General features: G+C 38.1%; 25 protein-coding genes and 1 pseudogene. 14 read left to right on the top strand and 12 right to left on the bottom strand.

Features of this window, described 5'->3' with window-relative positions:
* The first annotated feature begins 94 nt into the window (after positions 1-94).
* The 8 genes from OLM56_RS02910 to OLM56_RS02875 all read left to right on the top strand — a co-directional run bounded on the left by OLM56_RS02910 (position 95) and on the right by OLM56_RS02875 (position 8,677).
* Complete coding sequence (locus OLM56_RS02910) at positions 95-574, top strand: GbsR/MarR family transcriptional regulator (RefSeq protein ID WP_121375562.1); 480 nt, start codon at positions 95-97, stop codon at positions 572-574.
* A 30-nt stretch (positions 575-604) separates the two neighbouring features.
* Positions 605-1,756 (top strand): efflux RND transporter periplasmic adaptor subunit, encoded by a 1,152-nt coding sequence (locus tag OLM56_RS02905; protein ID WP_182493013.1) that lies wholly within the window; start codon positions 605-607, stop codon positions 1,754-1,756.
* A 6-nt stretch (positions 1,757-1,762) separates the two neighbouring features.
* The gene (locus OLM56_RS02900; protein WP_121375561.1) at positions 1,763-4,933 is read left to right on the top strand and encodes an efflux RND transporter permease subunit; all 3,171 of its coding nucleotides are present in this window, start codon (positions 1,763-1,765) and stop codon (positions 4,931-4,933) included.
* Positions 4,923-6,323 (top strand): efflux transporter outer membrane subunit, encoded by a 1,401-nt coding sequence (locus OLM56_RS02895; RefSeq protein ID WP_121375560.1) that lies wholly within the window; start codon positions 4,923-4,925, stop codon positions 6,321-6,323. Before OLM56_RS02900 ends, OLM56_RS02895 begins: the two co-directional genes overlap by 11 nt.
* Positions 6,324-6,460: 137 nt before the next feature.
* Complete coding sequence (locus OLM56_RS02890; RefSeq protein WP_121375559.1) at positions 6,461-6,739, top strand: hypothetical protein; 279 nt, start codon at positions 6,461-6,463, stop codon at positions 6,737-6,739.
* Between the two features lie 89 nt (positions 6,740-6,828).
* Positions 6,829-7,278, top strand: a complete 450-nt coding sequence (locus tag OLM56_RS02885) for a DoxX family protein (RefSeq protein ID WP_319800575.1) — start codon at positions 6,829-6,831, stop codon at positions 7,276-7,278.
* Positions 7,279-7,354: 76 nt separating this feature from the next.
* On the top strand, positions 7,355-8,053 hold the full coding sequence (locus OLM56_RS02880; RefSeq protein WP_264528260.1) for a GNAT family N-acetyltransferase: 699 nt from the start codon (positions 7,355-7,357) through the stop codon (positions 8,051-8,053).
* A 12-nt stretch (positions 8,054-8,065) separates the two neighbouring features.
* Positions 8,066-8,677 carry a DapH/DapD/GlmU-related protein gene (locus tag OLM56_RS02875; RefSeq protein ID WP_264528259.1) on the top strand — a complete coding sequence of 204 codons (612 nt, stop codon included), beginning with the start codon at positions 8,066-8,068 and terminating at the stop codon, positions 8,675-8,677.
* Between the two features lie 2 nt (positions 8,678-8,679).
* Here OLM56_RS02875 and OLM56_RS02870 read toward each other — a convergent pair whose 3' ends face one another.
* Together OLM56_RS02870 and OLM56_RS02865 are read right to left on the bottom strand one after the other, a co-directional pair.
* Positions 8,680-9,597, bottom strand: coding sequence for an alpha/beta hydrolase (locus tag OLM56_RS02870; RefSeq protein WP_264528258.1), 918 nt, complete (start codon positions 9,595-9,597; stop codon positions 8,680-8,682).
* Between the two features lie 29 nt (positions 9,598-9,626).
* Positions 9,627-10,100: a CYTH domain-containing protein gene (locus tag OLM56_RS02865; protein ID WP_264528257.1), complete on the bottom strand. Its 474-nt coding sequence runs from the start codon at positions 10,098-10,100 to the stop codon at positions 9,627-9,629.
* 81 nt (positions 10,101-10,181) lie between these two features.
* On the opposite strand from OLM56_RS02865, the gene OLM56_RS02860 reads away from it, so the two are divergent.
* From OLM56_RS02860 to OLM56_RS02850, 3 genes are all read left to right on the top strand, one after another.
* The gene (locus OLM56_RS02860; RefSeq protein ID WP_264528256.1) at positions 10,182-12,263 is read left to right on the top strand and encodes a site-specific recombinase; all 2,082 of its coding nucleotides are present in this window, start codon (positions 10,182-10,184) and stop codon (positions 12,261-12,263) included.
* A 70-nt stretch (positions 12,264-12,333) separates the two neighbouring features.
* Positions 12,334-13,422, top strand: coding sequence for a DNA polymerase IV (gene dinB, locus OLM56_RS02855; RefSeq protein ID WP_264528255.1), 1,089 nt, complete (start codon positions 12,334-12,336; stop codon positions 13,420-13,422).
* A gap of 79 nt (positions 13,423-13,501) precedes the next feature.
* On the top strand, positions 13,502-14,017 hold the full coding sequence (locus OLM56_RS02850; RefSeq protein ID WP_264528254.1) for a PAS domain-containing protein: 516 nt from the start codon (positions 13,502-13,504) through the stop codon (positions 14,015-14,017).
* A gap of 428 nt (positions 14,018-14,445) precedes the next feature.
* Here OLM56_RS02850 and pyk read toward each other — a convergent pair.
* The 5 genes and pseudogenes from pyk to OLM56_RS02825 form a co-directional block, all read right to left on the bottom strand.
* Positions 14,446-15,864 (bottom strand): annotated as a pseudogene (pyk, locus tag OLM56_RS02845) (pyruvate kinase); the annotation flags it as partial.
* 15 nt (positions 15,865-15,879) lie between these two features.
* Positions 15,880-16,368 carry an IPExxxVDY family protein gene (locus OLM56_RS02840; protein WP_264528253.1) on the bottom strand — a complete coding sequence of 163 codons (489 nt, stop codon included), beginning with the start codon at positions 16,366-16,368 and terminating at the stop codon, positions 15,880-15,882.
* A gap of 114 nt (positions 16,369-16,482) precedes the next feature.
* Entirely contained in the window at positions 16,483-17,223 is a 741-nt protein-coding gene (gene rnc, locus OLM56_RS02835) for a ribonuclease III (RefSeq protein ID WP_121375550.1), read from the bottom strand.
* A gap of 7 nt (positions 17,224-17,230) precedes the next feature.
* The gene (fabF, locus tag OLM56_RS02830) at positions 17,231-18,484 is read right to left on the bottom strand and encodes a beta-ketoacyl-ACP synthase II (RefSeq protein WP_121375549.1); all 1,254 of its coding nucleotides are present in this window, start codon (positions 18,482-18,484) and stop codon (positions 17,231-17,233) included.
* 178 nt (positions 18,485-18,662) lie between these two features.
* Positions 18,663-18,899 carry an acyl carrier protein gene (locus OLM56_RS02825; RefSeq protein ID WP_007137004.1) on the bottom strand — a complete coding sequence of 79 codons (237 nt, stop codon included), beginning with the start codon at positions 18,897-18,899 and terminating at the stop codon, positions 18,663-18,665.
* Positions 18,900-19,074: 175 nt separating this feature from the next.
* Here OLM56_RS02825 and OLM56_RS02820 point away from each other — a divergent pair, with 175 nt between their 5' ends.
* The 3 genes from OLM56_RS02820 to rnhA are packed head-to-tail and all read left to right on the top strand — an operon-like array spanning position 19,075 to position 20,716.
* On the top strand, positions 19,075-19,635 hold the full coding sequence (locus OLM56_RS02820) for a phosphoribosylglycinamide formyltransferase (protein ID WP_264528252.1): 561 nt from the start codon (positions 19,075-19,077) through the stop codon (positions 19,633-19,635).
* Positions 19,636-19,637: 2 nt separating this feature from the next.
* Positions 19,638-20,237 (top strand): hypothetical protein, encoded by a 600-nt coding sequence (locus tag OLM56_RS02815; protein WP_264528251.1) that lies wholly within the window; start codon positions 19,638-19,640, stop codon positions 20,235-20,237.
* Complete coding sequence (gene rnhA / locus OLM56_RS02810) at positions 20,237-20,716, top strand: ribonuclease HI (protein WP_264528250.1); 480 nt, start codon at positions 20,237-20,239, stop codon at positions 20,714-20,716. Before OLM56_RS02815 ends, rnhA begins: the two co-directional genes overlap by 1 nt.
* Before the next feature lie 61 nt (positions 20,717-20,777).
* Here rnhA and OLM56_RS02805 read toward each other — a convergent pair whose 3' ends face one another.
* From OLM56_RS02805 to OLM56_RS02785, 5 genes are all read right to left on the bottom strand, one after another.
* Positions 20,778-21,371, bottom strand: coding sequence for a hypothetical protein (locus OLM56_RS02805; protein ID WP_264528249.1), 594 nt, complete (start codon positions 21,369-21,371; stop codon positions 20,778-20,780).
* A 71-nt stretch (positions 21,372-21,442) separates the two neighbouring features.
* Complete coding sequence (locus OLM56_RS02800; protein WP_264528248.1) at positions 21,443-21,955, bottom strand: hypothetical protein; 513 nt, start codon at positions 21,953-21,955, stop codon at positions 21,443-21,445.
* Between the two features lie 23 nt (positions 21,956-21,978).
* A complete protein-coding gene (locus OLM56_RS02795; protein ID WP_264528247.1) occupies positions 21,979-22,506 on the bottom strand; it encodes a hypothetical protein in 528 nt (175 codons plus the stop codon).
* A gap of 209 nt (positions 22,507-22,715) precedes the next feature.
* Entirely contained in the window at positions 22,716-23,171 is a 456-nt protein-coding gene (locus OLM56_RS02790; RefSeq protein ID WP_182492998.1) for a hypothetical protein, read from the bottom strand.
* 76 nt (positions 23,172-23,247) lie between these two features.
* Positions 23,248-23,907 carry an IS1 family transposase gene (locus tag OLM56_RS02785; protein WP_264528246.1) on the bottom strand — a complete coding sequence of 220 codons (660 nt, stop codon included), beginning with the start codon at positions 23,905-23,907 and terminating at the stop codon, positions 23,248-23,250.
* Positions 23,908-23,977: the final 70 nt, after the last annotated feature.

Here is a 23,977-nt window from a genome sequence, read left to right as displayed (position 1 = left end):
TTAAATTTCATGAAAAAAAATTAACATAAATTTAAGTTCGTTTAGTTCGGTAATTACCGAACCTGATTTAAATTTGCATCAAAATTTTAAATCAATGACAGACATATCGAAAGAAAGAGAAGAGTTGGTGGAGATGTTTGGAGTTCATTTTGAAACCTATTTGAACTTTTCGCCCTTGTCAGGACGAATACTAGGTTGCCTTATTGTATGGAATGACGCAAAAGGATTGACGTTCGATGATTTGGTTTCAAGGCTAGGAGCAAGCAAAAGCTCGGTGTCTACAAATCTGAATCTTTTGCTGAAAATAGGAAAGATTCAGTATTATACTTTCCCTGGAGACAGAAAAAAATATTACAAACCGTCTTCTTTTAGCGACAGAATGCAGAACCATCTTAGAATGGTTTTAGACGAAAAAAAGATGGTCGAAAGAATGATAGAATATAGAAAAATGACCGCTGATACTGATGAATGCAGTGACTTAGAAAAAATTAAAATTTATCAAGAACATGTCATAGACTTCGAGAAATTCTTAAACAAGACGATTCAAAAATTAGAGAAAGTAGAGAACAAATAAAAATCAATCAACCAATTTTATAAAATGCAAATGAAGAATAAATCACTATTCAGTATTTTAATCGCAATAATTACCCTTTCCTCTTGCGGTAAAAAAGAAGAGCAGATGCCCCCACAAGGACCTATGCCTTTCCCAGTTCAAACTGTTGCAAAACAAGATGCCGTAGTCTACCAAGAGTATACTGCCAATCTTGAAGGCCAGCAGAATGTAGAAATCCGTCCGAAAGTTAACGGATTCATCCAGAAAATTTATGTTGATGAAGGACAAGTTGTCAGAAAAGGACAATTGTTATTCAAGCTAGAAACACAGACTCAAAACGAAGACGCTTCAGCAGCAAAAGCGGCCGTGCAGGCAGCTCAAGTTGAGGTAGACCGATTGAAGCCTTTGGTGGACAGAAAAATCATCAGCAACGTACAATTAGAAACTGCCAAAGCAAAATTGGCGCAGGCAAAAGCATCTTATGGAGCGATTGCGGCTAACATTGGTTTTGGAACAATCACTTCGCCTGTTGACGGAGTTATCGGCGGACTTCCATTCAGAGAAGGAAGCTTGGTAAGCTCTAGCAGCGAAATGCCTTTGACTACCGTTTCGGATACACGAGTTATCCGTGCTTATTTTTCTATGAACGAAAAACAACTTTTGTTTTTCAACAAAACGTTTAAAGGAGCTACAACTGCCGAAAAGCTAAAAGCTGCTCCAGAAGTTTCACTGCTTTTGGTTGACAATACAGAATACGACCAAAAAGGGAAATTGGCTACAATGAACGGATTGGTCAATCCACAAACAGGAACGACTCAGTTCAGAGCTGAATTCAAAAATCCAGAAGGAATCTTGAGAAGCGGAAGCAGCGGTATTGTTCGTTTGCCGATTAATGAGAAAAATGTAATTCTAGTACCACAAAATGCTGTATTCGAAGTACAAGGAAAACAGACGCTTTACGTAGTTGGAAAAGACAACAAGGTAAAATCAAAAATTGTCCAAACAAGCGGTACATCTGGATTGAATTTCATCGTAACAGGAGGTCTTGAAGAAGGCGAGGTAATCGTAATCGAAGGAACTTCTAAGCTAAAAGATGATATGGAAATCGTACCACAGCAAGGAAAACCAGAAGCTGCTGCTCCAGCCGGAAATGCTGTTGCCAAAGATTCTGCAAAAACAACTACACCACCAGCTAAAAAATAATTCTCAATGCTAAAGACATTTATAGAAAGACCAGTTCTTTCGACCGTAATATCTATCCTGATTACCATTTTGGGAATCTTGGGATTGATGTCCCTGCCGATAGAACAATATCCTGAAATCGCTCCGCCGACGGTTCAGGTAAACGCTACATACACTGGAGCCAATGCCGAAACGGTATTGAACAGTGTCGTGACACCGCTCGAAGAAGAAATCAATGGTGTAGAAGGAATGACCTATATGACTTCTTCTGCCGCGAATGACGGTTCTGCCAAAATCTCGGTGTATTTCGAACTTGGAGTTGATCCAGATATTGCAGCCGTAAACGTTCAAAACAGAGTTTCTCGTGCTACAAGCAAATTGCCACAAGCAGTTGTGCAGACTGGGGTTACTACCCTGAAAAGCCAGACGAGCGCCTTAATGTTCTTTGCGCTTTATTCAAAAAACAAAGACTTTGACGAGACCTATATCCAGAACTACGCTAAAATCAACTTGGTTCCAAAATTACAACGTGTAAAAGGAGTCGGACAGGTAAACGTATTCGGAGCGAAAGACTACTCGATGAGAGTCTGGATCGATCCAGAAAAAATGGCTACGTATGGCGTATTGCCAAAAGACATCCAAGCCGCACTGCAAGAACAAAATGTGGAAGCAGCGCCAGGTAAATTTGGTGAAAATGCCGAAGGAGTATATGAATACGTAATCAAATATAAAGGAAGGCTTTCCGAAATTGAAGATTATGAAAATATCGTAATCAAATCTACAGGAAATGGTAACTTCCTTCATCTGAAAGACGTTGCTACCGTAGAATTAGGAGGTTTCAACTATGGTACGAAAAACATTGCGATGGGCCAAGAAGGTGTAGCCGTTGGGGTATTCCAGACTTCAGGTTCTAATGCGCAAGATATCATCACCGAAGTAATGTCGATTTTGGAAGAAACAAAACCTGACTTCCCAAAAGGAGTAGATTATGTAATTCCATACAATACTAAAACCTTCCTTGATGCGTCGATCAGCAAAGTAATCTCTACTTTGGTAGAAGCATTCATCTTGGTATTTATCGTGGTATTCCTCTTCCTGCAAGATTTCCGTTCTACACTTATTCCTGCTATTGCTGTACCAGTAGCGATTATCGGAACGTTCTTCTTCCTGCAGCTCTTCGGATTCTCGATTAACATGCTTACGTTGTTCGCGATGATCCTTGCGATCGGTATTGTCGTCGATGATGCCATTGTCGTCGTCGAGGCGGTGCACGCCAAACTCGACGAAGGAGCCAAATCTGGAAAAGAAGCTACGCTTTCTGCGATGAGCGAAATCTCCGGAGCGATCGTTTCGATTACATTGGTAATGTCGGCGGTATTTATTCCGGTATCGTTCCTAAGCGGACCGTCGGGAGTATTCTACCAGCAGTTTGCGATTACGCTGGCGATATCGATTTTGATTTCGGCAGTAAACGCCTTGACATTGAGCCCGGCATTATGTGCCCTCTTCTTGAAACCGCATAAAGATTCAGATCATCATAAAAAGAACCTGAAAGACCGATTTTTCTTGGCTTTCAATACAGGGTTCAACAAGATGAACGACAAATATACTGGTTCATTAAGATTCTTGGTACGAAAAAAATGGGTAACTGGAATAGCATTATTGGTTTTTGTGGGAATCACTTATTTCTTGTTCCAGACGACTCCTGCAGGATTTATTCCTAATGAAGACAGGGGAATCATCATGGCCGATTTAACACTGCCTCCAGGAACAACATTAGAAAAAACACAAAAAGCAGTAAACGAATTAGATTCTATCTTGGCCTCTATGGATATCGTAGAAGCAAGGATGAGCGTTGTCGGATTCAGCTTGCTGAACAATGTAAACGGTGGTTCGTATGCCTTTACCGTAATCAAATTGAAAGACTGGGCTTATCGTAAAGAAGCCAACCAGCAAGTAGATGCTGTCGTTGGAGAGCTTTTCGGAAGAACTGCCCATTTCAAAGATGCTAGAGCCTTGTTCTTTACACCTCCGAGTGTTCAAGGATTTGGTACGGCAGACGGTTTCGAATTCAAGATTCAAGATAAAGGCGATGATGATTGGGCAACCGTCAGCAAAGTCAGCAACGAATTCTTGGGCGAATTGATGAAAAGGCCGGAAATCCAATATGCGATGACCAATTTCAACCCAAGCTTCCCGCAATACCAAATGGATATCAATGTGGAAAGAGCTAAAGATGCTGGAGTATCCATTTCAGACATCTTCAATACGATGCAGGGGTATTATGGAGGATTGTACACGACTGATTTCAACAAATTCGGTAAACAGTACCGTGTAATGATTCAAGCGAAACCATCAGACAGAGCGACAGAAGAATCGATTAATAATATTTACGTAAGAAACGCCAATAACCAGCAAGTTGCTATCAGCCAATTCATCGATTTCAAGAGAATTTATGGGCCAGAAGCCGTAGCAAGATTTAACATGTTGAAGGCAGTTAACGTAAATGGAAAAGCGAAGCCAGGCTATAGTTCTGGAGATGCTATCAAGGCAATTCAAGAAGTAGCGGCCCAACATTTGCCAAAAAGCTATACGTATGAGTTTTCTGGTATGACCCGTGAGGAAATTTTGGCTGGAACACAAGCAGCAGGCGTATTCCTTTTAAGCTTGATATTTGTTTACTTCCTGTTGAGTGCGCAGTATGAAAGTTACCTAGTTCCATTGTCTGTATTGCTGTCATTGCCTGTAGGTATTGCTGGAGCAATTGGATTTGTGAAGCTGGCGGGATTAGAAAATAACATCTATTTCCAAGTAGCGCTAATCATGCTTATCGGACTACTCGCGAAGAATGCCATCCTGATCGTGGAATTTGCCATCCAACGGCGACGCCACGGAATGGACTTGATGCAGTCTGCAATTGAAGGAGCAAAAGCACGTCTCCGACCAATCTTGATGACTTCCTTGGCTTTTATCTTCGGTCTGTTGCCATTGGCATTAGCTTCTGGAGTTGGAGCGGTAGGTAACCGATCTATTGGTATGGGTGCTGTTGGAGGTATGTTAATCGGAACCATATTCGGAGTATTCGTAATTCCGGTATTGTTCGTGATATTCCAGTCACTGCAGGAAAGAATTTCCGGCAAGCCATTTCAAGAAAAAGAGTCTGACGTTATACTTTTAAACGAAGAATATGAAGAATAAGATATATAAAATAAGCCTACTTGTCCTAGCGGCAGTTGTGATGCAGTCTTGCTTCGTCGCGAAAAAATACGACAGGCCGGAGATGAAAACAGAGGACCTTTACAGGACAGAAGTCGTTTCTACAGATTCTACTTCGCTTGCCAATGTTTCATGGGACAAAGTATTTACAGATCCTATCCTGCAAGGGCATATCAAAAAAGGATTGCAGAATAACTTGGACATCCGAATTGCCATGCAGAATATCGTAGCGGCAGAAGCAACGATGAAACAAGGAAAAGCAGGCTATTTTCCGACACTTTCTGGAAATGCCGATTGGACACACCAGCAGCTTTCCAAAAACAGCCAATTGGGTTCCTTTTTGCAAGACAGAAGCACCGACCAATATCAGTTGACAGGAACGCTTTCTTGGGAAGCTGATATCTGGGGGAAAATCAGAAGTAACAAGCGTGCAGCGAATGCGGCATATCTTCAGACAATAGCGGCCAACCAAGCCGTAAAGACACAGCTGATTGCTAATATCGCATCTACTTATTACCAGTTGCTTTCTATGGATGCCCAAATCAAGGTGGCGGAACAAACATTGATCAACAGAAACGAAAGCATCGAGACAATTCTTGCCCTTAAAGATGCAGGAAATGTAAATGAAGTGGGAGTAAAGCAGACAGAAGCACAGAAATATGCTACCGAAATAATCATTGCTGATTTAAAAAACAATGTAATTATTTTGGAGAATGCCTTGAGTATTCTTTTAGGAGAATCGCCTAGAAAAATAGAAAGAAGCACGTTAGAAGACCAAGCGATGCAGCCTGAAATTACATTAGGGGTTCCAGCAACATTGCTTCGTAATCGACCAGACGTTATTGCGGCAGAATATAACCTGATTTCTACTTTTGAGCAGACCAATGTAGCCAGAAGCAACTTCTATCCTACATTCAAAGTAACGGCAACCGGCGGCTTTCAAAGTATTGATTTGCAGCAATGGTTCAGTGCCAACTCCTTTTTTGCGAATGTAGTTACAGGATTGACACAGCCGATTTTTAATCAAAGACAAATCAAGACTCGTTTTGAAGTGGCAAAAGCCAATCAAGAAAAAGCCTATCTGCAATTTGAGCAATCATTGCTTACAGCAGGAAGAGAAGTTTCTGATGCCTTGGCGCAATACAATAACGAAACGGCAAAAATTACGATTCGCGAAAAGCAAGTCGATGCTCTTAAAAAAGCAGCCGACTATTCTGATGAATTATTGACTTACGGTCTGGTAAACTATCTAGAAGTATTGACGGCTAAAGACAATGCCTTGAATACCGAATTGAATTTAATTGACAATAAATACAAACAATACAATGCCATTATCCAATTATACAGGGCCCTTGGTGGCGGATGGCAATAATATAGTTCCGCTTGCGGAATTATGATTGATTTTGTTTTTGTTCAAAACCACCGGATATTTCGATATTCGGTGGTTTTTTGTTTTTAGTGGCATTGATTTTGGTACGCCTCAAGAAACAATCTTAAAAACAATACATTATGAAGACAGATTTTTACACAAAACTGGTTTTAACAATCATTGCGCTATGCCTGACAATTCTGACATTGCAAAACATTGAGATTATTCCTAAAGCCTATGCAGCAGGGCCAAACAATACCATGATTCCATCTAAAAATTACGCACAAGTTCCCCTCAATGCAGATGGCTCGATTGATGTGAATATCAAAAGCATCAATACTTCTGATGAATTAGATGTAAATATTGATGAGGTAGGAGGTTCGTCGGTATACCGTTCTATTCCTGTCAAAAACGAATAAGGCTGCATAAATTACTGAGCCTGCATTTCTTAATGTAGTTTAAGTTTTCGTACGAGAATATTTTTGAAATTTGCTTAAAATAAATCGCTATGAAAATGAAAACTTTCTCTCAGGTTTTTTTAAGAACGGCCCTTTCGGTATCCTTTCTGTCAGCAGTAGCAGACCGTTTTGGACTATGGGGTGCGCCCGGCAGCAAATCAGTCAGCTGGGGAAATTGGAGCAATTTTCTTGAATATTCAAATTCGGTCAATTCCTTTGCTTCTCCCGAAATCGGAACACTGCTGGCGTATGTCGCAACAGCCTTAGAAATATTGCTGCCTTTATTTTTAATTATCGGTTACAAGCTAAAATGGGTCTCACTATTTTCGGGTATCCTGCTTGTCAGCTTTGCCATAGCGATGACGTTGAGCTTCGGATTGAAACCGCCGTTAGACTATTCCGTATTTACGGGAGCCGCTGCAGCCTTTCTTTTGAGTACGATCGGCAGCTGTAACTATAGCCTAGATAACTATATTTTGGCAAAAAATAAGGAAGCATAGCTTGCCTTAGAAAATCTTGAAATCGCTATATTTGTGGATGTGCGCCTGTTTCAGATAGCCACATCCTAGATTGATTATGAATTTTCAAGACGATACAAAATTAGACAATCCCGTTTGGCATTCTTTATCCGAAAGTCATCGGGATTTTGCAATTAATTACAAAAACATAAAATTTTACCATCCAGATTATTGTCCGTTTGGAGGTTTTCAAATCCAAGAAGACAACTCAGGCAATATCGATGCTTATTCCTTATTAGCCGATAGTTTTTTTATAGTAGGAGATAAGCCTGTGCTTTCTGACCAGTTGGTATTGAAGAACGAATTAATATGCGCCCAAATGATTGTTGATAGCAAAATTGCTGTTGAGCCGAAAGACACTATCATTCAATTGACAGAAGAACACATAGATGCCTTATATGATTTGGTCAATTTGGTTCAGCCGGGCTATTTCAAAAAGAAAACAGCCTTACTAGGGAACTATTTTGGGATTTTCGAAAACGACCAGCTAGTTGCTGTAACAGGAGAGCGCATGAAGATGAAAGATTTCGTCGAGATCAGCGCTGTAATTACGCATCCAGAACATACGGGAAAAGGCTATGCCAAGCAATTGGTCACTCATGCCGCAAACTCCATCTTTGCTCAAGATAAGACGCCTTACCTGCATGTAGTCGAAAATAACGAAGGCGCCATAAAACTTTATGAAAAACTCGGATTTAGAACAAGACGCAAGATTAGTTTTTGGCATATAGTAAAGGACAAAGAAAGCAAGATTTAAATACCAATGACAATGATTTCGATACATGATTTTATAGACAATTTTACGCAAAACTTCCCAAACCATACAGAAATGCTTCCGTGGGAAATAACCAACAACCTCAAAGAAATTCTATATGAGATTATTTCTGGATTGAGTAACGACTATAAAATACAAGACGGAATTGCCATCCATAAGACAGCCGTAATCGAAAGCGGAGCCATTTTAAAACAGCCGGCTATAGTTGGAGAAAATTGTTTTGTTGGAGCCAATGCCTATTTCAGAGAAGGCGCCTATCTTGATAAATCGGTCAAGATTGGCCCAGGATGCGAAATCAAAAACAGTATTATCTGTTCTGGAACGGCCATTGCCCATTTCAATTATATCGGGAATAGCATTGTAGGTAGGAATGTCAATTTCGAAGCCGGTTCTATTGCGGCCAATCACTATAACGAAAGGGAGGTCAAAAATATTTCTGTGCTCTATAAAGAACATGTCATCGACACAAAATCAGACAAGTTCGGCTCATTAATTGGTGACGATTCTCGGATTGGAGCCAATGCGGTACTGTCACCCGGAACGATATTAGAGAAGAAATCAATTGTGAAAAGACTAGAATTGATCGAACAATACAAGCCAGAATAATATCAGTCGCAAAATGTATAGGCTGCCGATTTATCGTTTTTCTTTCCCGTAGCAATGATTTCATGGTTTTGGAATTTCTTCCCTTTTGAGACATCATTTAAGAAATTCAAGATATGATGCTGTTCCTTTTCAAACATGTAGCCGCTGTATTCATGGCCGCCGCCGCAAAAAGTATAAAGCGATACCGAACCATCCATCTCCATCAAATGGTTATAAATCGAATAAGACCCAAAAAGCATCAGCCAGCCCGAAGCATCTGTCTTGCAATAATGATGCGCCGCCGTTCCATAAGGTACGGTCGAATCGCCATTTCCGTGAAAAAAGAACATCGGGATTATATTTTTCTGCGTAATAAGATTCAGGTCCATGATAGCGCCTGCTCCCGAAACAAGGCCTGCGTATCTAAAATTCTCCGGCAACGAATTGTTGTAAAGATTCATTGTCTTGAAATCCCAAAAAGCGGCATGAAGCACGGTTTCGGCTCCAGCGCTAGAACCAGCAATAAAAATCTTTGAAGTATCAATAGTATATTTGGCGCTGTTTTTTATAAAAAACGAAGTAGCCAGCCACAAGTCATTCACCGCATATTGAAAAGCCTTTATTTTTTCTGAAAGAATACCGTCACAGCTAAATTTCTTGCCTTTCGCATATAAAGTGTACGTTATAGTTGCGCTTGCGTAACCATTTTTAGCCAAATAGCGGCAGAGGTCATGACCCGACTGCCTTTCGCCTCCCGAAAAGCCGCCGCCATGCACATACAAAAGCAAAGGAAGCTTTTCACTGGAAGCTTTTTCAGGAAGAAACAAATCCAAGTCGAGCTTTAACGTATCATTCTGGAAATACGTCAGCGTTGTCATTTTTTGGGCAACCATAGCGTGAGCTGCCAACAGCAATAAAAATGCGATAAAGTATTTTTTCATTCTATAAATAATGCAATTATAATCTGGAGTTATTTTTTCCAAGTCGTATACGGATGATTGCTTAAAAAAGCATTGTAATAGCGTTCATCGTTAGTAACTTCTTGACCTAGCCATTCGGGTTTCTCAAAAGTTTCGTCTTCCGATTGGAGCTCGATTTCAGCAACGACCAATCCTTCATTGTCGCCAAAAAATTCATCTACCTCAAAAATATGATTTCCTGCTTTTACTTCATAACGTATTTTATCAATAACACCGTTTTCACAAAGTTTGATAAGGCTTTTGGCTTCTGTCAGTGGAATTTCAGTTTCCCATTCAAGACGCGAAACCCCGCTTTCATTGCCTTTTCCTTTTATGGTCAGAAAGCCGCTTTCTCCTTTGATTCGGATGCGTACGGTTCTTTCTGGATGGCTGTTGAGGTAGCCTTGTGCAATCTGGTTTTTGGCGAAAGCAACAGCCTTGAAATTATCAGATTTGACAAGGAATTTTCTTTCTATTTCGAGCATAGGATGTGTTTTTATGGACGAAGTTACTGATAAATGCACTTCTATTCGTATTTTTACAATATAAGCTTAAGTTAAAACTCCATGAAAAATAGAAAATCCAAGCCGAAAATTTCCATCACCTCTTTTTTGACGCACTATTTTGACGAAAGCCAGTTATGGACGCAGGCGAATGATGAAATCGAACTATTAGTGCAGTTAGTCAGTATCTTACGGCCTAAAAAACCAAAGACAGTGAAAACTGTCGACATACAAGAATTGTTAGATTTTCTTCATAAAAACGACTTCATTAGACTGCAGTTTTCATACTATCTGAAAAAACTGCTCCACAATAAAAAATTCAACAAATTTCTTTCTGACGCAGGAATCCTGCGCGATGTCGATTTTATTTTTGAAGTTAGAAAGAGAATCTTTTCCAAATTATTACCCTACCAGCCAAACAAAAATTCCTTAGAATATGTACTCAATCAGGTATTTTATATGAATACCGATACGATCTGGGTAAATAAAATTTCTATTTCGCAGATTGAAGAACTTCATGATTTGTTGCTGTTCAAGCCGATTTATGATACGATTGAAGAAGATTCGGTACTGTCAGAAATGTTGCTTTCGATGAACATTATCACGCAGCGTATCAGTGGACGTGCGATGGAAACCGATGTCATAAAAATGGTTCCCGAATATGATAGCCTTGAAAGTCCTTTTGCTGCTTTTGAAAAAGAACTCCATCAGATTGATGACATTCTTCGAGATCCAAAAAACAAACATTTTATTACGTCTTCCGATCTTTATTACAAACAATTGCTGATACTGCACAAGCAATGCGATGATTTTGTCGAAAAAGCCTTTGCTAATTCTTCAAAATATGGAATTTCATTACGAGTTAACCAAAACCTGCTTCGCATTCGCCAACAGCTCCACCGATTGAAAGTATTGATTCCGCTTTTGGTTGTCGATCGGGAAGAAAACAAAACGATTAACGGAATCCAACTAGCGCTCAAGCTCATAAAATACAATTGCTATAAGAATGATATCCGAGGACTCGTAAGCGAAAGCACGCAGCTTTTGTCGTATGAAGTGACACAGCATACCGCAAAAACAGGAGAAAAATACATTACAGAAACCAGACAGGAGTATTTCAAGATGTTTCGCGCGGCTTTAGGAGGAGGACTTATCGTAGGAATTCTTTGCATTATAAAAGTACTGCTCGGAAAAGTTGAGACGAGCGATTTCGGTCATGCTTTTTTATACAGCATGAATTATTCGCTCGGATTTATCGCGATTTACCTATGCGGTTTTACTTTGGCGACAAAACAGCCAGCAATGACAGCTTCGGCCTTGATTCGCGCTTTGGAACAAGGTATGAAAAAACAAGGCAATCCATCCGAAAAACACCAGGCGTTTGCTGTGCTTTTTGCCCGAGTTTTTAGGTCACAGTTTATTGCTTTTGTAGGAAACGTAATCATGGCTTTTCCAATTTCCTTGTTGGGAATCTGGCTCATTGATTATGCCTTCGGATACAATATCGCTGCTTCTAAATGGACAAAATTGCTTACAGATTTGAGTCCGGTTCATTCCATGGCCATTTTCCATGCGGCAATTGCGGGAGTTTTTCTTTTCCTTTCCGGAATTATCTCTGGAAGCATAGCCAACAGAGACAAACACCACCAAGTGTATTATAGGATACAAGAGCATCCAGTCTTGAAAATGACTTTCGGCAGGGACAAGACCAAAAAACTGGCAGATCTTTATGAGAAGAAATGGGCAGGTGTCATCTCCAATCTTTGGTTTGGGGTTTTCATGGGTTCTACAGCCTCTATAGGCTTGTTTTTTGGGCTAAATCTCGATGTAAGGCATATTACCTTCGCCAGCGGCAATTTGGCCTTAGGGCTGTACGGAGCAGATTTTATGGTAACTTTGTCGTTAATAGCATGGGGAATTATCGGAATTGGTGTTATTGGCCTAGTCAATTTCTTGGTAAGTTTTGCCCTATCGCTGGGATTGGCCTTCCGTTCTAGGAATATTCCACTGTTAGAAATACGATTTATTATCTCGTCCATCTGGAAACATTTCAAGAGCAAGCCAATGAGTTTCTTCTTTCCTTCAGAAAGGAGATCGAAATCACCAACAGAAGAAGTATATCTGGCTTCAGAGACTAAGAAATAAGAAGGAAAGGCAATTAAATAAGCTTTAAATTAGCGGATGTAGATCAAGAACTACTTTTTTCTTGTAGGTTATGCAGGAACAGGAACAAATTCAGAACCGGAAAATCATACATGTAGATATGGATGCATTCTATGCTTCTGTGGAACAAATGGACAATCCTGAATTAAGAGGAAAGCCGATTGCTGTTGGCGGAGGCGGAACCCGAGGCGTCGTGGCAGCGGCAAGCTATGAAGCACGGAAATTTGGCGTTCGTAGTGCCATTAGTGGCTATCTTGCGAAGAAAAACTGTCCCGACCTGATTTTTGTACGGCCACGCTTTGAACGCTATAAGGAGATTTCAGATAAGATCCGTCAGATTTTTTATGATTATACCGATTTGGTCGAGCCGCTTTCGCTTGACGAAGCCTATCTCGACGTCACGGTAAACAAAAAAGGCAATCCAAGCGCTACGCTGATTGCGCAGGAAATCCGAAAAAGAATCTTTGAAGAAATCGGGCTAACGGCATCTGCAGGTATTTCCATAAACAAATTTATTGCAAAAGTAGCCTCTGATTTCAACAAGCCCAACGGTCAAAAGACAGTCAATCCAGATGAAGTCCTTTCTTTTTTGGAAGAACTCCCGATTCGTAAATTCTACGGCGTAGGAAAGGTCACCACAGAAAAAATGTACCAGCTGGGCATCTTTACTGGCAAAGACCTAAAAGAAAAATCAGAAGAATTCTTGGCCAAGCACTTCGGGAAATCGGGAACTTTTTATTATGCAGTTGTCCGCGGAATTCACAATAGTGCCGTAAAATCAGAAAGAATAGCCAAGTCTGTAGGAGCAGAGCATACCTTTAATGAAAACCTGACTTCTGAAATATTTATGGTCGAACGGCTGGAGTCTATTGCGGCAACTTTAGAGCGCAGGGTAAAGAAATACGGTATTGCAGGAAAAACAGTCACCCTAAAGATAAAATACAGCGATTTCTCGCTCCAAACCAGAAGCAAGACAATGCCTTATTTTATTTCCGACAAAAGTCTTATCCTAGATGTGGCCAAAGAATTGCTGTATCAGGAAAAGATGAAAGACTCTGTCCGATTGCTCGGAATTTCGCTCGGGAACCTAAATACGGAAGTAAAAAAGACAGTAGTCGTCCAGCTGAAATTTGATTTCTGACACCTTCAACAATAGTTAAACTTTAGGCAGATTTGAAAAACTCTATTCTATAAATTTATCTTTGCTTAAATTATTTACAGTGTCAAACCTCACAGAATATGAAAATGCAATAGAAAAGCATTCCAGCACGCTGGATAGTATGCCCATGCCTTTATATTCGTGGGATTTTTTTGGTGAATACCTTGACAGTCTAAAGCTTGCTCTTTCTGACTTATCCAAACTGAAAGAACTTTCGAAAGCAAATCGTTGGAAATTCAACTGGAATTTTGAAGAAGAACTGCAGCAAGATCATGTAATCGTTGTGACGGACAATAGCTTAAAAATTGTTTTTGCCTCAGAAAATACCCTCAAGATGACAGGCTATACTTCGGAAGAAATTGTTGGAAAAACGCCCAAAATGTTCCAAGGAAGCAAAACGTCTAAAAAAGACTTAAAGCAGATTCGGGAAGCGATTGATTTCCAAAAGCCTTTTGAAAAGACGATTATCAATTATAAAAAAAACGGAGAAACTTACTCCTGCCACATCAAAGCATTCCCGATTTTTAACAGCAAAAAGCAGGTCGTAAATTTCATTGCTTTTGAAAAAGCGGCTTAATAGCAGCTTATACTTTCACTTCTATAATTATTTCAGTCATTATCCCCCTAAAAAAGGGGAAATTTCCCCTTGTGGCATTTGGGTCGTTCGAATAGCTTTGCAACTCATTGAATTATATAATGGGGGTAAGTGGGCTTTAAACTTTAAGTGGGCAGATTAGTGGCTGCCTGCAAAAGTAAGCACGAAAAAAGGGTTGACGAAAGTCAACCCTTTTTAGTTATAGAAAGTTTTTAGGCTAGAAAGGCTATACGAATGAACAGCAGGCTTGCTGAAATTCTTGTTGCCTAAAAATGGATTATTTGATTTGAAATTCATAATCGTTTGTTTTAATTCAGCCAAATATAATTTTTTCTTTTCTATTTTCCTTGGAATAAGGGAATAAAAAAATCCGTTAGAAGCTAACGGATTTGGTTGTAATTTGTTTTAGGCTATTCTATTTCAGAAACCCTCAAGGTGTTTACCATTCCTTTGTCTGCAACCGGCATAGCGGCCAAATTGATCAAGAAATCACCTTTGTCTACGTATCCTTTTTCTCTTGCCATTTCGTTGACATCGGTAACAGTATCGTCCGTGCTCACGAATTTATCGTAGTAGAACGAATTCACTCCCCACAAAAGGTTCAACTGCGTAAGGATTCTTTTGTTGGAAGTAAAAACCAAAATGTGCGACTGTGGTCTCCAAGCCGAAATCTGGAAAGCCGTATAGCCGCTATTCGTCAACGTACAAATGGCTTTCGCCTTGATTACGTTGGCCATCAAAGCCGCGTGGTGGCAGATGGATTTCGTAATAAAACGTTTCGTTCTGATTTGTGGCGTATTTTGCGGTACTTGAATCAGCGGAGAATCTTCCACGGCTTCAATAATCTGTGTCATTTTTTCAATAACCTGTACAGGATAGTTCCCGACAGAAGTTTCTCCCGAAAGCATAACTGCATCAGCTCCATCCATAACAGAGTTGGCGACGTCGTTTACTTCGGCACGTGTCGGCGTAAGGCTCGTAATCATCGTTTCCATCATCTGTGTAGCGATAATTACAGGAATACGGGCCGTTTTAGCTCGCTGTACTAATTTCTTTTGAATCAACGGAACTTCTTGTGCTGGAATCTCAACCCCAAGGTCGCCTCTCGCTACCATCAATCCATCGCAAAAAGCTACGATTTTGTCTATATTTTCAACGCCTTCTGGCTTTTCGATTTTGGCAATGATTGGAATCTTATGAGCAGAATTCTTAGAAATCAAGTCTTGAAGTTCTTGAAGATCTTCCGAAGTTCTTACGAAAGAAAGCGCAATCCAATCCACCTGATTTTCAATAGCAAAAAGAGCATCTTTGATGTCTTTTGGCGTCAAGGCTGGCAACGAAACTTTTGTGTTAGGAAGATTGACACCTTTTTTAGATTTCAACGGACCGCCTTGAACGACTCTGCATACTACTTCTGTCGTTCCGTTAGTTTCAATGGCTTCAAACATTAATTTTCCATCGTCAAGAAGGATTTTTTCTCCTGGCTTTACATCTGCAGGAAACTGCTTGTAGTTCATATAGACTCTTTCGGCTGTTCCAGGAACATCTTCGGCCGTCTGGAACGTAATGATATCGCCTTTGCTTACGATAACGTCTTCTTTCATGACGCCTACACGAAGTTTCGGTCCTTGAAGATCCGCCAAAATTGCGGTATTGTATCCAAATTCATCATTCAGTTCGCGGATCATATCTATTCGGGCTTTTACATCGGTATAATCTGCATGGGAAAAGTTAATCCTAAATACATTTACTCCGGCATCAACCATGTCTTTCAGGACCTCTTTGGTGCTGCATGCGGGGCCTAATGTAGCTACGATCTTTGTTTTTTTTTCTTGTCGACATTATTAGAAAATTAAATTGTTTTTAGATTTTATTTTGTCTGGAAACACCTCATATACGGTCGTAATCCATTCTATTTTGTTTAGTTTTTGCAGTATATCTTCGATTTCAAATGTGCTGCAGTTGTTTTCGATTTTCAAAAAATAATCTACTTTTTTGAGTTCCGGAAGAAGATAGACTTTAGTGGTTATCTCCACATTTTCATCCAAAAAAAGATCCTGTTTGCTGCTCTTTTTGTGAGTGATGATTTCGTTTTTGTTTTGAACCAAGCTCCATTGGATGTCTTTGGCAACATCATCATACCCAAATTTCGTGAACATAGCTTCTCCTTCTTTGGTTTTTACGCCAATCTCGTCACTGCTTCGGCTCAAGATAATAGGTAATTGCTGATTGATGAAGAAAGCCAATCTGAAATCTTCTAATGAAGTATGAATAGCAATCAGCTCATAGTCAACTTCATCAAATTCGTCAAGATGCAACTTATGGATGCCCATATTGAAATTAAATAAGTCGTAAATATAACTATATTTAATGAGGAATTATATAAAAAACAATTAGGTTAACGTTAATTTATCAACGAAAACGATATAGTTTTAAGATATTTACAATTATTTAGTATTGATTTTTTCTTGAAAAGCAAAATACGCTCTTTGAGAAGCTTTTTCCTCTGCCTTCTTTTTAGAGGTAGCCCTTGCCTTGGCGACTACTTTCTGGTCAATGCTCAGCTTGACGCCAAAGAAACGTTGTCCGTCGATGCCGTTATCTTCAAAAACATCATAATGAAAAGTCCTTTTTTCTTTCTGGCACCATTCGATCAGCAAGCTTTTGTAGCTGATGACTTTGCCTTCCAGTTTGGCGATATCTACGTAAGGTAGGATAACTCTTTTTTTGATAAACTTTTCGCAATACATATACCCCTTGTCCAAATAAATAGCCCCGACAAGCGCTTCAAAGATATTTCCGTGTATGTTTTCTCCAAAATGCTGTGCAGGAACCTTGCTTTCGATAAAGCGGATTAGGTTGAGGTCGCGGCCTAATTCGTTCAAGTGTTCGCGGCTCACTATTTTAGAGCGCATTTTAGTCAGATAGCCTTCATCTCCCGAAGGAACCTGGTTGAACAGATGTGCCGCGATGACAGAACTCAGCATCGCATCGCCCAAAAATTCAAGGCGTTCGTAATTGATCTGGTTTCCGTCAGAATCGAGCTTGTTAGAAGAGCGGTGTGTAAAAGCCCTTCGGTAGCATTCAAGATTGTTAGGCTTGAATCCTAATATTTTTTGGATATCAGTAAAAAAAATCCCGTCTTCTTGAGAACGGGAATTTGTAAATATTTTTCTGATGATACTCATTCGAATATTATAAGTCTAGTTTTTTTACCAAAACGCAAGCGTTGTGTCCGCCAAAGCCAAAAGTATTACTCATGACCACGTTCATGTCTCTTTTTTGAGCCTTGTTAAAGGTAAAGTTTAGTTTTGGATCAATGTTTTCGTCATCCGTAAAATGGTTGATTGTCGGAGGAACAATGCCGTATTTGATAGATAAGATTGAAGCAATCGTTTCAATCGCTCCGGCAGCACCTAGCAAATGTCCTGTCATTGATTTGGTCGAATTCAGGTTCAGCTTATACGCATGCTCTCCAAATACGTGCTGGATTGCTTTTGATTCTGCAATATCGCCAAGTGGAGTAGAAGTACCGTGCATGTTCACGCCGTCTACATCTTCAGGTCTCAAGCCAGCATCTCTCAAGCAGTTCAACATTACGTTTTTAGCGCCTAATCCTTCCGGATGTGGTGCCGTGATATGATGCGCGTCAGCAGACATACCGCCGCCGCCAATTTCGCAATAAATAGTTGCGCCACGGGCAATAGCGTGCTCATACTCTTCAAGAATCAAAGCACCCGCACCTTCGCCAAGAACAAAACCTTCACGGTCTTTGTCCATAGGTCTTGAAGCCGTTTTTGGGTCATCATTTCTAGTAGAAAGCGCATGCATGGCATTAAATCCGCCCATTCCGGCAATTGTTACAGCAGCTTCAGAACCACCAGTAACCATTACGTCGGCATGATTAAGTCGGATATAATTGAAAGCGTCGATAAGCGCATTGGTAGAAGACGCACACGCAGAAACTGTCGTGAAGTTCGGTCCTCTAAAGCCGTATTTTATAGAAATATGGCCACCAGCGATATCAGCAATCATTTTTGGTATAAAGAAAGGGTTGAATTTTGGTACGCCGCTTCCTCTCGTAAAGTCCATTACTTCCTGTTGGAACGTTTCAAGACCTCCGATTCCGGAACCCCAGATTACCCCAACTCTGTCTTTGTCTAGTTTGTCAAGATCAAATTTGGCATCTTTTACAGCCTCGTCAGACGACACGATAGCATATTGCGCATAACGGTCCATTTTACGAGCTTCCTTGCGGTCTATAAAATCTTCTGCATTAAAGTTTTTCAGCTCGCATGCAAATTTAGTTTTGAAATGAGTGGTATCAAAATAAGTTATAGGAGCAGCACCGCTGACGCCATTGATCAGTCCGTCCCAATATTCTTGGACGTTATTTCCAATGGGTGTCAAGGCACCTAAACCAGTTACTACAACTCTTCTTAATTTCATACTTACAATTTTATAGTTATAAATTTATATAAAAAATACCCATGCTTTCTTCTTAGTCATAAAAAAGAGACAGGGGTATTGCATAATATCTTAATGATTGAAAGCAATCAAGGATTGAATCTTTTGTAAAAATAATAACTCCCGTGAACTCTAGGAATGCACGGGATGTTAATTGTTATTATTTTTTTGCTTCTTCTATGTAAGAAATTGCTTGACCTACAGTAGCAATGTTTTCCGCTTGGTCGTCTGGAATTTGGATATCAAATTCTTTTTCGAATTCCATAATAAGCTCAACAGTGTCTAATGAATCAGCTCCTAAATCATTTGTGAAGCTAGCTTCTGTTACAACTTCGTTTTCGTCAACGCCTAATTTGTCTACGATAATCGCTTTAACTCTTGATGCAATGTCTGACATAATCTTTTAATTTTTGAATTTAATTGTTGGCAAAAATAAAAAACTTTATTTTAAAACAACGTTTTAGTTGATAAATGTGAGTACTAATTTAAAAAAAATATTTCACAAAGCCCCCTAAAATGTATTTAATATCATTTATTATTCTTTTTTTTGTGCCATAATTAACGACGTCCCAATGAAAAAAATCATCCTGTTTGCTTCGGGTTCGGGTTCCAACGCTGAAAACATCATCCGATATTTTCAGCAGAAAAAGACCGCCGAGACAGTTGCGGTTTTTTCAAACAACCCAAATGCCAAAGTCCTAGAAAAAGCAGCATATCTTCAGGTTCCGACTCATATTTTTACAAAAGAAGAGCTCAATACAGGAAAAGTACTGGAGATTATTGCCGATTTAGAGCCCGATTTGATCGTGCTGGCTGGTTTTTTATGGAAATTTCCAAGCGATATTATAGCAAAATACCCTAACAAGATTATCAATATCCATCCGGCCCTGCTTCCAAAATATGGCGGAAAAGGAATGTATGGCATGAATGTGCATAAAGCCATTTTAGAGAATAAAGAAACGCACTCCGGAATCAGCATCCATTACGTAAACGAAAACTATGACGAAGGCGCTATGATTTTTCAAGCGGAAGTTGAAGTAAGCAGTTGCACGACTCCTGAAGAAATAGCGTTAAAAGTGCAGGAATTGGAGCATATCTATTTTCCTGAAGTTATTGAAAAAAAACTAAATTAATTATGAAATCATTATTGTTTCTTTTGCTGCTTCCCATTTTTTCCGTTTTTGGACAAGATAGATTTGAAGTTGAAAATATAGGCTTTTCAATTCAAGTCCCTAAAGGCTGGACAATATCAGAAGAAAAGGAAGTGTTGGAAAATATTAAAAAATTCGATTTCAATACTAAACAATTGAATGAACTAATCGTAAGTGATAGAGGAGGTTTGAATTTAGTGACTTACACAAAATACAATCCTAAAAAATATGCTGGAATAATCCCTACGATAAAAATTAGAGTTTTGAATACAAACGCTAAAAACATTGAAGACCTGTTGAAATCTGTAGAAATGTCAAATGTTGAAGCTGAAAAAGTACTTGATGATTTTACTTTTTCTAAGAAACCTTCAGTTGTTAAAATTTCAGAAAATGACGCTATTTCATTTTCAGTCAATTTTAAATTGAAAAACGCCAATAATGAATATAAAATCAATAGTGATAGTTATTATATCCTAAGAAAAGGATATTATATATCAATAAATTTTATTGAACAATTAGGTAAGGAAGATAATTCAGAATTATTCAAAACTTTAGTAGAAAGCATAATATTAAGGAATCAATAATGTCCCACGAAGTACACATCTATACCGACGGCGCTGCCAAAGGAAATCCAGGTCCCGGCGGCTATGGCGTAGTGATGGAGTGGGTAGGCAAGCCCTACAGAAAAGAATTCTACGAGGGTTTCCGTCACACCACCAACAATAGGATGGAACTTCTGGCGGTTATCGTAGGATTAGAAAAGCTCAAGTTTCCAAATACCAAAGTCTTGGTCATTTCTGATTCAAAATACGTAGTAGATTCCGTCACTAAAGGCTGGGTCTTTGGCTGGGAAAAGAAGGGTTTTAAGGATAAAAAGAATCCCGACCTTTGGATGCGCTATCTCAAGATCCACAGAAAGCACCAGATCGATTTCAAATGGATAAAAGGGCATAACAACCATCCGCAAAATGAACGTTGTGACCAATTGGCGGTTATGGCGTCAACATTGCCTAATTTGTCTGTGGATGCTTTTTATGAGCGGGAAGAGAAGGGGTTGCTATAATTTTAAAACAATGAATATGACATCTGTTGTTTTATTTGAAATTGTTTTAAATGTCTTCTGTCTAATTTAAATACGATTTCCCATTTGCGACCAAAACAATAGGGTTATTGTTGCTAATTTTAAATAAATAACTATATGAAGTCCCATAAGATGATTCCTCTGAAGAAGGCATATCAGAATTAACAGTATTATCAAATTTTCGTAATTCACAATACAAGAAATCTTCTTGTTGTAATGAAAAAAAGCATACATATTTGGTTTTGTTGCTTAGCCTATTGTGTTTTGGACTCACTGCATTCTTTTGATTTCGTTTAAAATTTAAGTTATAAAGCTTGCTCTTTTGAGATAATGAATCCCTAACCTGATCAATCTTTTTTAATTCATACTCGCTGTATTTTTTCATCTCATCATAATCAGTAATGTATTTTTTTTGAACCATTCGAAGAGATAGTGTTTCTAAATTAAAAGGGATAGTTTCATCAGAAATAAAAATAACTTCTTTTTTTAAAGGGAGGTCTTTACTGTTATTGATAATCAGATTCACGGCTTGCTGGTAAATGTCAGTATTGCCCTCCAGTCTAGACTTGCAAGAATTTATAGTTAGTGATAAATTTATTGCTAGCAGTAATAATACATGTTTATATGGTACTCTCATGATATGTTTTCAATGGTTCGGATTGTAATCCGTGTTGAAAACAAATTATCTTAACCCTAATAAATTACCGATTATTTAAATACAATTTTCTTTTGAGTAAGATTCATAATGTAGAATTCTTGATTGTCTTGATAAAACTTACCACTGCCTAAACATAAAATTTTATCCCATCCCTCAAAATAGTCATTGGCTTTTTTCTGATTAGATAAATTGAATAACCCTATATAAATAATACTGTCGTTTGAACTATTTGTATATCCAGCATATTGTCTATAGTACTTAAAGAATTTATTTTTGACCTTTTTAGGTTCTTTCAGCTTTGTATCTAGTTTATGGTTTGATTTAAAACTATCCAATACTTTTGTTCTATATTCATAATAGCTTGAAAAAAACAAATCTTCTGCTTGTTTAATTTGTTTTAGAGTAGGAGTAAAAGGCACTTTATAATCAGATTCTATAAATGGATATTTATAATTTTTGTCAAATATTACTCCTTTGCCATCATAATATTCTTTCAAGGTAATTATTTGAGGCAATTGTAATCCTATAAATGTGCTGGCGATTAAAATAAGTGCTTTTTTCATATAATTATTTTATAACTCTTGGTTTAATCACAATTTAATTTTGGGACTTTATAATCTCCCATTCCTTTATTTGTAGTTACTTTTTTATAGTTCTTCAGATTTCTTTTGCAGAAATAATATTTAGCCCCTTTTTTTGCATCATCAATAATAAGTTCGGCATGAGCAACAGTTTCAACAGAATCTATTAAATTATAATCATTGAGCTTGTAAATAATCTGTTCATTTGACTCAAAATTCTTGTCATTCCAATAAAACAGCTTTTTTTCATATTCTAAATATCTATTGGGTAATCGACTCCTCTTCCTGTCTTTTGTTATGATAAATTTACCGACGCTGCTTAATAAGCCAACACAAATTATTTCATCATTTATTTCTTTAATATCAACAATAAAAGTGCTGTCATTTTTGGCTAAAGAACTTTTATGACTGAAATCGATAATCGCATTTGTAATTGCAATTTCATATCCTCCATCTGATTTTATTGTTGATTTCCAAGAATTGCACGAAGAAAAAACCGTCAAGCCAACACAAATTACAAAATATTTCTCCATTTTAATGATTGTTATAAAGTGTATTTGCTAATACTTTTTTGAATATTCTTGCCAACTTTTAGGATGGGTTCTTTTTATATCATCTAGAATATAATCCGACAATGGTTTTTTTGCTGTAATCTAATCCTCTTTTCTTTAAAAAATTAATTACTAATTTACACAATTGAATACATTACCGGCGTCAATACTTCTTAGGCATTACCTCATATTTAATTTTTCTTACAATAGGGTATAAACTCTTGCGAATAACAAGCTTTTTCTGTTTTAAATATGCCTTTCTCAAATGCTTCTTTATGTAGTTTTGGTAGCTTCTTGAATCTTTTCATTCGAAGTCGGTCTACCTTCTTGAGAGTCATAAAATCATAGGTGTCGCTTAACATTATTACAACCTCAACTTCATCACATTTATTTAAAAGCTCTATACTTGTCGGATCCAATCCAACAGACCCGAAAAATATTTTTTTCACAGAAATAGGAATATCTATTTGGAAATAACCATTTAGATCTGTTTTACCAATATCGATCGAATCATTGATCATAATTGACACTCCTGGCATCGTTTCAAAAAACTCAGAAATCACTCTTCCTTTAATCGTTTTATTCTGAGAATAAGCACTGCATATTGAAATACTGAGTAACGCAATGATAAATAATAATTTCTTCATTTTTCTATTAAATTTTTTAGGCATCCTGAAACTCCTTCCCGTTGTACTTATACTGCTAAATGTATTAAATTTCCATTTAGCTCCAAAAATAAATCTTTAAGACAGCATTCAAAATAACAAAGCTTTTTGAGAAACAGATTGTTCTTCTGTTCAGTCTTTTCAGATGTGTTCGCAAAGTAAGATTCTTTCTTTCAATGTTGTTTGTGCCAAAACGTTTTACAGAATGTAGCTCTGTGTTAAGTAAATAGCGATAGTTTTTTAGCCCGTCGGTAAATATTTTTCTTGCATCTGAAAGTTTCAAAGTACCTATCACACGGCTTAATGTTTTGTTTGTCCGCTTGCCGATATTAAAACTGACTATGCTTTTAGACTCCTTTTCTAGAGCATAGACTAGCCAGACAAAATTACGCTTATGCCTGACATAGGTACACATCTCATCTACTTCATAAGTTTTGCCCTTGCTGATGATTGGATGAGAAATGTTTCTAGCGATTGAGATAATTCTTTTCAATAAAGTCGTAGTTGAAATTTTTAATATTCTCGCAGTGCTTCTTATTCCTAAGCCTTCTTTAGTAAACAAAACTATCTCCTTGTTTAAATTTCTTTTATAAGCCTTATATTCATATTTTGACTGCTGTCTCTTTTTACAGACACAGCATTTATAACGCTGGTTTCCATTAGATTGAAATCCATTTTTTATACAGTCGCCATTACAAAAATTGCATTTTATTTCCATGACCTAATTTGATACACTAAGTTAGCATTAAATCATTTTTAAGCTTTTTAAGACTCTAAAAATAGAAGAG

It is taken from the genome of Flavobacterium sp. N2550, from assembly GCF_025947265.1.
GTDB lineage: Bacteria > Bacteroidota > Bacteroidia > Flavobacteriales > Flavobacteriaceae > Flavobacterium > Flavobacterium endophyticum.
This window is presented reverse-complemented; position numbering and strand designations above follow the sequence as displayed.

What these genes read in the sequence shown, in the direction of transcription:
- OLM56_RS02910 (WP_121375562.1), top strand. Translation starts at nt 95, where the DNA reads ATGACAGACATATCGAAAGAAAGAGAAGAGTTGGTGGAGATGTTTGGA.
- OLM56_RS02905 (WP_182493013.1), top strand. Translation starts at nt 605, where the DNA reads ATGAAGAATAAATCACTATTCAGTATTTTAATCGCAATAATTACCCTT.
- OLM56_RS02900 (WP_121375561.1), top strand. Translation starts at nt 1,763, where the DNA reads ATGCTAAAGACATTTATAGAAAGACCAGTTCTTTCGACCGTAATATCT.
- OLM56_RS02895 (WP_121375560.1), top strand. Translation starts at nt 4,923, where the DNA reads ATGAAGAATAAGATATATAAAATAAGCCTACTTGTCCTAGCGGCAGTT.
- OLM56_RS02890 (WP_121375559.1), top strand. Translation starts at nt 6,461, where the DNA reads ATGAAGACAGATTTTTACACAAAACTGGTTTTAACAATCATTGCGCTA.
- OLM56_RS02885 (WP_319800575.1), top strand. Translation starts at nt 6,829, where the DNA reads ATGAAAATGAAAACTTTCTCTCAGGTTTTTTTAAGAACGGCCCTTTCG.
- OLM56_RS02880 (WP_264528260.1), top strand. Translation starts at nt 7,355, where the DNA reads ATGAATTTTCAAGACGATACAAAATTAGACAATCCCGTTTGGCATTCT.
- OLM56_RS02875 (WP_264528259.1), top strand. Translation starts at nt 8,066, where the DNA reads ATGATTTCGATACATGATTTTATAGACAATTTTACGCAAAACTTCCCA.
- OLM56_RS02870 (WP_264528258.1), bottom strand. Translation starts at nt 9,597, where the DNA reads ATGAAAAAATACTTTATCGCATTTTTATTGCTGTTGGCAGCTCACGCT.
- OLM56_RS02865 (WP_264528257.1), bottom strand. Translation starts at nt 10,100, where the DNA reads ATGCTCGAAATAGAAAGAAAATTCCTTGTCAAATCTGATAATTTCAAG.
- OLM56_RS02860 (WP_264528256.1), top strand. Translation starts at nt 10,182, where the DNA reads ATGAAAAATAGAAAATCCAAGCCGAAAATTTCCATCACCTCTTTTTTG.
- dinB (WP_264528255.1), top strand. Translation starts at nt 12,334, where the DNA reads ATGCAGGAACAGGAACAAATTCAGAACCGGAAAATCATACATGTAGAT.
- OLM56_RS02840 (WP_264528253.1), bottom strand. Translation starts at nt 16,368, where the DNA reads ATGGGCATCCATAAGTTGCATCTTGACGAATTTGATGAAGTTGACTAT.
- rnc (WP_121375550.1), bottom strand. Translation starts at nt 17,223, where the DNA reads ATGAGTATCATCAGAAAAATATTTACAAATTCCCGTTCTCAAGAAGAC.
- fabF (WP_121375549.1), bottom strand. Translation starts at nt 18,484, where the DNA reads ATGAAATTAAGAAGAGTTGTAGTAACTGGTTTAGGTGCCTTGACACCC.
- OLM56_RS02825 (WP_007137004.1), bottom strand. Translation starts at nt 18,899, where the DNA reads ATGTCAGACATTGCATCAAGAGTTAAAGCGATTATCGTAGACAAATTA.
- OLM56_RS02820 (WP_264528252.1), top strand. Translation starts at nt 19,075, where the DNA reads ATGAAAAAAATCATCCTGTTTGCTTCGGGTTCGGGTTCCAACGCTGAA.
- OLM56_RS02815 (WP_264528251.1), top strand. Translation starts at nt 19,638, where the DNA reads ATGAAATCATTATTGTTTCTTTTGCTGCTTCCCATTTTTTCCGTTTTT.
- rnhA (WP_264528250.1), top strand. Translation starts at nt 20,237, where the DNA reads ATGTCCCACGAAGTACACATCTATACCGACGGCGCTGCCAAAGGAAAT.
- OLM56_RS02805 (WP_264528249.1), bottom strand. Translation starts at nt 21,371, where the DNA reads ATGAGAGTACCATATAAACATGTATTATTACTGCTAGCAATAAATTTA.
- OLM56_RS02800 (WP_264528248.1), bottom strand. Translation starts at nt 21,955, where the DNA reads ATGAAAAAAGCACTTATTTTAATCGCCAGCACATTTATAGGATTACAA.
- OLM56_RS02795 (WP_264528247.1), bottom strand. Translation starts at nt 22,506, where the DNA reads ATGGAGAAATATTTTGTAATTTGTGTTGGCTTGACGGTTTTTTCTTCG.
- OLM56_RS02790 (WP_182492998.1), bottom strand. Translation starts at nt 23,171, where the DNA reads ATGAAGAAATTATTATTTATCATTGCGTTACTCAGTATTTCAATATGC.
- OLM56_RS02785 (WP_264528246.1), bottom strand. Translation starts at nt 23,907, where the DNA reads ATGGAAATAAAATGCAATTTTTGTAATGGCGACTGTATAAAAAATGGA.